Source organism: Hamadaea sp. NPDC051192, assembly GCF_040682475.1.
Lineage (GTDB): Bacteria > Actinomycetota > Actinomycetes > Mycobacteriales > Micromonosporaceae > Hamadaea > Hamadaea flava.
In genome coordinates, this window is sequence record NZ_JBFBAZ010000241.1 from 1 (window position 1) to 7,073 (window position 7,073).

The window sequence follows — 7,073 nt, forward strand, 5'->3', positions numbered from 1 at the left end:
GTCGCCGCGCTGCCGGGCCTCAGCTGGTGGCGCGCAGCACGGCGTCCTCGGCGGTGACCGGCGCGGTCACGTAGTCGAGCCGCGCCTGCATCTCGAAGGTGCCGATGACGGTGCGGTGCCCGGTCCCGTCGGCGGGCACGGCGATCGGCCGTTGTGGACGGTAGGTCGCCGCGACCGGCCCCTGTTCGACGGTGGCGAACGAGTCTCGCATCTGGGCCGGGGCCGCCCGCTTGGCCATCGCCTGCGGTGCCGGAACGGCGCCCGGCGAGCGGGGCATCGCAGCGCCCACTGCCATGTCGCTGACCTCGGCGGCCAGGGCGTAGCCGCTCGGCGCGGGCGGCAGCGGCCGGAGGACGTCGACGTACCACGGGTCCAGCTCGGGCACCGACAGCGCGCCCGCCGGCCGGGCCGTCGACAGCCGCAGGTCGCACTCCGGCCAGTCCTCGCCGGTCTGCTGGGTGACGAGGGCGAACCAGCTCAGGTCGAGCCGTTCCCCGGTCAGCCGCAGGTCGAAGGTGCTGGTCCAGCTCGCGCCGGTGACGACGTAGCTGAGGTCGAGGTCCGCCTCGCCGGCTTCGGTCGCGGCCAGCGTGACGATCGCGAGCAGACGGTCGGGCTGCCGGCGGCCCCGGAGGTCGGCCAGCCGGCGTTCGGTGGCCGCCCGGCGCTTGAGCAGATCGTCGCGCAGTCGTTCGCGCTCACGGCGTGCCTTCAGCACCTCCGTGTGCTGCGCGTCCAGCCCGTCCGCGAAGGTTCCGACGCGCTCCATCTCGGCCGTGGACAGCGCACTCGCCGTACGCATCGCCAGCCGTTCCAGGAAGGCGACGCGCGCGGTGGCGACCTGGTCGGCATCGGCGAGCGCGGCGGTCTGCGCGTCGATCTCGCGGAGTTCGGCCTCCAACGCGGTCACGACGTCGTCACTGGGTTCGGCGGCCCGCCGGGTGACGAGGTCGACGCCGAGCACCGTCGCCGGGCCGCGTCCGGTGACCCGGATGGAGTCACGCTGGAGTCCGAGCGGGAGCGGCCCGATCGCCACCTGCTGTTCGCCGGAACTCAGGGTGGCCGAACCGGACCGGGTGACCCGGGCCCGGTCGGGGAAGACGGTGACGGCGGTGATCGGGGCGGCGATCTCGACGGCGCTCATCCCGTGCACTGTAGCCGCCCGGGCACACCCTCAGTGGCAGGTTCCGGAGCCGGAGTCGGTGAACGACTTCCCGGGCACCGGCACGAACTGGTAGGCGTACGAGTCCGGGCGCAGGGTCAGTTTCAGCACGCCGTAGGTGTCGTCGTCGCGCACCACCGAGTGGGGGCGTACGCGGTCGAAGCCGTAGTGCGAGGCGCCGCCGGTGCCCACCACGATCGGCAGCACACCCCGCTCGAGGTCCACCTCGCCCGTCCCGTCGAGCGGCTTGAACCGCTCGTAGTTGTGGTTGTGGCCGCTCAGGTTCAGCTCGACGCCGTGGGCGTACAGGACCTCGAAGAACGGGCTCATCCACTTCGCCGGGCGGTGATCGAGGCCCGAGGTGAACAGCGGATGGTGCCACATCGAGACGGTGCACCTCGTCTTCGACGCCGTCAGGTCGGCCTCCAGCCAGCGCAGCTGCCGGTCGCAGTCCACCTGGTCGCAGTTGGAGTTGACCACCACGACGTGCCAGCCGCCGAGGTCGTAGGAGTAGTAGCCCAGCTCGGGATCGCCCGCGCGCTCGCCGAAGTACGCGAAGTACGGCGCGGCCCCGTCGGTGCGGTAGTCGTGGTTGCCGACCGTCGGCCGGGTCCGGTCGCGGTGGCGGCCCCAGGTCGGGTCGTAGCAGCGGTCGAAGTTGCGCGCGCTGCCGTCCGGGTAGACGTTGTCGCCGAGGGTGAACACCGTTCCCGGGATGCCGTCCAGCAGCTTCGCCGTACGCGCCGAGCCGCTGCCGCAGGCGGCGATGTCGCCCGCCCCGACCAGCACCGCGTCCGCCGGAGCGGCGGCCGCCGGTGTGCCAGGCGCCGGGACGGCGTACGCCGGGGTGCTGAGGCCGACGAGCAGGACGGTGCAGGCGAGCAGGCTCCAGCGCTTCACGGTCACCATTCTGGCGCTAAATCCGACAAACAGCGAGAATACCGGCAATCCGCGCGTCGCGGCGCTCGGCGGGCTACTGCTGAGCGGCGACGGGCGTACGCGGCATCGCCACGACCGCCGCGCCCATGAGGATCGCGACCACCGCGACGGAGAGGAAGACGCGGCTGGACGCTGCGGCGAGGTCCGGCAGCACGAAGTTGGCGATGGCGCCGAACAACGCGACCCCGACCGCGCTGCCGACCGACCGGGAGAACATGTTGCCCGCGGTGACCACCCCGCGCTCCGACCAGCCGACAGTCGTCTGCGCCGCGATGAGCGTCGGGGCGGCCGTCCAGCCCATGCCGAGGCCGACGACGAAGCACACCGCTCCGACCACCCACACCGGGGTGTGCGTCCCCAGGAAGGTGGTCAGCAGGCAGCCGGCGATCGCCACCGAGCTTCCGATGATCGCCGTGGTGCGGAACCCGAACCGCATGTACGCCCGCCCGGACTGCGACGCGGCGAGCGGCCAGCCGAGGGTGAACGTGGCCAGCGCGAAGCCCGCGACGAGCGGACCGGTCCCGAGTACGCCCTGCACGTAGGTGGGCACGTACGACGTCAATCCGATGAGGACGATGCCGACGCCGGCCGAGACCAGGCTGCTGGTGAGCAGGATCCGCCGGCGGAACACCCACAGCGGCACCACCGGTTCGGCGGCCCGGCGTTCCACGAACACGAAGACGACGAGCAGCGCCAGCCCGGCCGCCGGTACGCCGATCCCGGCCGGCGACACCCAGGGCCACGCCTCCCCGCCTTCGAGCAGCCCCAGGATCAGCAGCGTCACGCCGGTGGTGAGCAGGACCGCCCCCCGATAGTCCAGGACCGGCTTCCGGCGTACCACGTCCTCGTGGAGGTGGCGCAGGAGCATGACGCCGGCGAGCAGGCACAGCGGGATGTTGATGAAGAAGATCCACCGCCAGTCGACGAACTGGGAGAAGACGCCGCCGAGGGTCGGGCCGACCACCGACGAGATGGCCCACACGCTGGCGAGGTAGCCCTGGACCTTGCCTCGTTCGGCGGTCGTGTAGACGTCGCCGACGATCGTCATGCTCATCGGCTGGATGGCGCCGGCGCCCAGGCCCTGTACCGCCCGGAAGATGATCAAGGCGACCATGGACCAGGCGAAGCCGCACAGGATGGAGCCGACCAGGAAGAACCCGATGCCCAGCAGCATCATGGGCTTGCGGCCGAACAGGTCGGCGAGCTTGCCGTAGATGGGCACGGTGACGGCCTGCGCGAGCAGGTAGACGGAGAACAGCCACGGGAACTGGTGGAACCCGCCGAGACTCGCGACGACCGAGGGGACGGCCGTCGCGATGACGGTCGAGTCGATCGCCACCAGACCGATGGACAGCATCAGGGAGATGAGGAGCGGTCCACGGGCCGACCGGAAGCCGACATCGGCTCGAGTAATGGGTGACTGGCCGGTCTGCTCGATACTCCGCACCCGCCGATCCTATGCCCGGACCGGTCGGTGGCTGGCTGATGTCGCATCCGTGCGCGATGCTGGCCAACGTGACGACTCCGCAAGATCTCGACGAGCGGTTCCGGAAGACGGTCGCGGGCCTGCCCGTTCCGGCCGAGCCCACGGCCGGGTGGGGTGAGCTGTCCCCGGACCGGGCGCTGCGGCTGTTCGACGCGCAGATGACCAGCCGCCACCTGGACCTGGCGGCACGCTGGCTGCGCGGATTCGGCGAGGGGTACTACACGATCGGGTCCTCCGGCCACGAAGGCAACGCCGCCGTCGCCGAGGCGCTGCGCTACAGCGACCCGGCCCTGCTCCACTACCGCTCGGGCGCGTTCTACTGCGTACGCGCGGGGCAGCCGGCGGACTCCGGCGTCGACCCCGTCCGGGACGTGCTGCGGGGCATCGTCGCGTCGGCGCAGGAGCCCATCTCGGGCGGCCGGCACAAGGTGTTCGGCAACCGCGCCCTCAACGTCGTCCCGACGACGTCCACGATCGCGTCGCACCTGCCCCGGGCGGTCGGCATCGGGTACGCCATCGAGCGCGCCCGCGCTGCGGCCACCGCGCAGCGGAAGAAGGGCGCTGCGGCTCGCGTACCAGTCGGATCGTCGGAGCTGGAAGCGCACGTGGCCGGAACCCTCGGCACCTGGCCGGCCGACGCGGTGGTGGTGTGTTCGTTCGGCGACGCGTCGGTGAACCACGCGTCGGCGCAGGCCGCGTTCAACGCGGCCGGCTGGTGCGACCACAGTGGCCTGAAGCTGCCCGTGTTGTTCGTCTGCGAGGACAACGGGATCGGGATCAGCGTGAAGTCGCCCGCGGGCTGGATCGAGGCGAGCCTGCGGTCCAAGCCGGGCCTGCGGTACTCGCAGGCGGACGGCACCGAGCTGCCCGAGGCCTACGAGGCGGCGCGCGAGGCGGCCGACTGGGTGCGCCGCCACCGGCGACCGGCGGTGCTGCACCTGCGCACCGTACGCCTCATGGGGCACGCGGGCGCGGACGCCGAGCTGGGCTACCGGACGTCGCGGGAGATCGAGGCCGACGCCGAGCGCGATCCGCTGCTGCTGACCGCGGCCCGGCTGGTGGCCTCGGGCCTGGCCACGCCCGACGAGCTGCTGGCCCGCTACGACGAGATCGGCTGGCAGGTACGCAAGACGGCCGAGGAGGTCATGGTCGAGCCGAAGCTGGCCAGCGCGGCCGAGGTGATCGCGCCGCTGGCGCCGAAACGGCCGCTGCGGGTGGCCCGGGTGGTGTCCGAGGCGGGGGAGCGCGCGGCGGGGCCGCTGGCGGTCAAACGCGGCCCCGCGCCGAACGGCCCGGTGACGCTGGCCCAGGCGATCAACGCGACGCTGGCCGACGCCCTGGTCACCAACCCGGCCGTGGTGCTGTTCGGCGAGGACGTGGCGGCCAAGGGCGGCGTCTACGGGGTGACCAAGGGACTCCGGGAGAAGTTCGGGCCGAGTCGGGTTTTCGACACGATGCTCGACGAGACGACCATCCTCGGCCTGGCCAACGGCGCGGGGCTCGGCGGGCTGCTGCCCGTCCCGGAGATCCAGTACCTGGCGTACCTGCACAACGCGGAGGACCAGCTGCGCGGCGAGGCGGCCAGCATGACGTTCTTCTCGACCGGCCGCTACCGGAACCCGATGGTCGTGCGGATCGCCGGGCTGGCGTACCAGGAGGGCTTCGGCGGCCACTTCCACAACGACAACTCCCTGGCCGTGCTGCGCGACATCCCCGGCCTGGTCGTCGCCTGCCCGGCCCGCGCCGACGACGCCGCCGCGATGCTGCGGACCTGCCTCGCCGCCGGACAGGCGGACGGCACGGTCAGCGCCTTCATCGAGCCCATCGCCCTCTACCACACGCGTGACCTCTACGAATCCGGCGACGGCCAATGGCTCGCGGAATACCCGCCGCCCAACCGCTGGGGCGCCACGCACGTGCCGATCGGGCGCGCCCGCACCTACGGGGTCGGCGACGCCGACACGCTCACGATCATCACCTTCGGCAACGGCCTGCGCATGTCGCTGCGGGTCGCGGCCCAGCTCGCGGAACAGGGGGTGGGCACGCGAGTGGTCGACCTGCGCTGGCTGTCCCCGCTGCCCGAGGCAGATGTGGTACGCGAAGCGGCGGCGACGGGGCGCGTCCTGATCGTCGACGAGACCCGCCGATCCGGAGGAGTAGCCGAAGGCGTCCTCGCGGCGCTGGTCGACGCCGGCTACGTCGGAGCCGTCCGCCGGGTCGCCGCCGCCGACACGTACATCCCGCTCGGCCCGGCCGCCAAAACGGTGCTGGTGAACGAAGACATGATCATGGCGGCCGCGCGTAGTTTGCTCGCTGTCTGAGTTTGTCCGCGCCCCGATCGGTGCGCCACTTGCGCGACGAGCTAGAACTGTGTGAACTACCCGTTGACCGGTGTGCGCCGGTCGGCCCGTCCGGATGGACGAGGCGAAGCCGAAAGGGAGGCACTCTAACGTGAGCGCGACCGCTGGTCAGGCCGCCGATGGCGTACGCAGCCTGGCGGACCGGTTCGGTGTCGAACCGGACATGGTGGTCATGGAGATGGGATACGACGAGGACGTCGACCACGATCTCCGTGACGCGCTGATTGACCGCTGCGGGGAGCTGGTCGACGAGGACACCGACGAGGTGGTCGACGCGGTACTGCTCTGGTACCGCGACGGCGACGGGGATCTGGTCGATCTGCTGGTCGACGCCCTTACTCCGCTGGCCGACAACGGGGTGGTCTGGTTGCTGACCCCCAAGGCCGGCCGAGACGGTCACGTCGAACCCAGTGACATCAGCGAATCCGCACCGACTGCGGGTCTCGCCCAGACCACCACGCTGAGCGCGGGCAAGGACTGGGCCGCCGCCCGTCTCGTCGCGCCGAAGGCGGCGCGCTCGAAGCGTTAGGTCTTTCTGCTTGGGGAATCCCTGCCTTGTGAGGAGTTGCCATGGCGGGTCCGCTGGACGTGGGCTCAGTCGCGCCCGATTTCATCCTGAAAGACCAGAATAATCAGGAAGTTCGGCTTTCCGCCTTCCGGGGACGCCGCAACGTCCTGCTGGTCTTCTACCCGCTCGCCTTCAGCGGCACCTGCCAAGGCGAACTGGGCCACCTCCGGGACCGCCACGGCGACTACGCCGACCTCGCCGAGGTGCTGACCGTCAGCGTCGACTCGGCGTACGCCCACAAGACCTGGGCCATCGACCAGGGCTACGAATTCCCGCTGCTCGCGGACTTCTGGCCACACGGTGCGGTGGCCCAGGCATACGGCGTGTTCAACCCCGACAAGGGGTACGCCAACCGCGGCACCTTCGTCGTCGACATCGACGGCATCATCCGGTACGCCGAAATGAACGAACCCGGCGACGCCCGGGACCCGGACGCCTGGCTCAAAGCCCTCGCCGCCCTGTAGCGCGCTTCCCTCTTTCGCGCTTCCCGCTTCCCCGCTTTCGCGCTGGATCAGGGTTCTGGGTCGAATCTTGACCCAAGATTCGACCCAGAACCCT

The 7,073-nt window shown here is 71.2% G+C and carries 6 protein-coding genes; 3 read left to right on the forward strand and 3 right to left on the reverse strand.

All coding sequences use genetic code 11. The features are described from left to right. Positions 1 to 19: 19 nt before the first annotated feature. The 3 genes from AB0M47_RS41565 to AB0M47_RS41575 all read right to left on the reverse strand — a co-directional run bounded on the left by AB0M47_RS41565 (position 20) and on the right by AB0M47_RS41575 (position 3,548). Positions 20 to 1,144: a mucoidy inhibitor MuiA family protein gene (locus AB0M47_RS41565; RefSeq protein WP_363424233.1), complete on the reverse strand. Its 1,125-nt coding sequence runs from the start codon at positions 1,142 to 1,144 to the stop codon at positions 20 to 22. Between the two features lie 30 nt (positions 1,145 to 1,174). Further along, positions 1,175 to 2,062 (reverse strand): metallophosphoesterase, encoded by an 888-nt coding sequence (locus AB0M47_RS41570; protein ID WP_363424236.1) that lies wholly within the window; start codon positions 2,060 to 2,062, stop codon positions 1,175 to 1,177. 73 nt (positions 2,063 to 2,135) lie between these two features. Continuing rightward, a complete protein-coding gene (locus AB0M47_RS41575) occupies positions 2,136 to 3,548 on the reverse strand; it encodes an MDR family MFS transporter (RefSeq protein ID WP_363424238.1) in 1,413 nt (470 codons plus the stop codon). Positions 3,549 to 3,604: 56 nt separating this feature from the next. Between AB0M47_RS41575 and AB0M47_RS41580 the strand changes: the two genes are divergently transcribed. From AB0M47_RS41580 to AB0M47_RS41590, 3 genes are all read left to right on the forward strand, one after another. After that, positions 3,605 to 5,908: a thiamine pyrophosphate-dependent enzyme gene (locus AB0M47_RS41580; protein ID WP_363424244.1), complete on the forward strand. Its 2,304-nt coding sequence runs from the start codon at positions 3,605 to 3,607 to the stop codon at positions 5,906 to 5,908. Between the two features lie 130 nt (positions 5,909 to 6,038). Continuing rightward, the gene (locus AB0M47_RS41585) at positions 6,039 to 6,476 is read left to right on the forward strand and encodes a DUF3052 domain-containing protein (protein WP_253761396.1); all 438 of its coding nucleotides are present in this window, start codon (positions 6,039 to 6,041) and stop codon (positions 6,474 to 6,476) included. A 41-nt stretch (positions 6,477 to 6,517) separates the two neighbouring features. Further along, positions 6,518 to 6,979, forward strand: a complete 462-nt coding sequence (locus AB0M47_RS41590; RefSeq protein ID WP_363424241.1) for a peroxiredoxin — start codon at positions 6,518 to 6,520, stop codon at positions 6,977 to 6,979. The last annotated feature ends 94 nt before the right edge of the window (positions 6,980 to 7,073 follow it).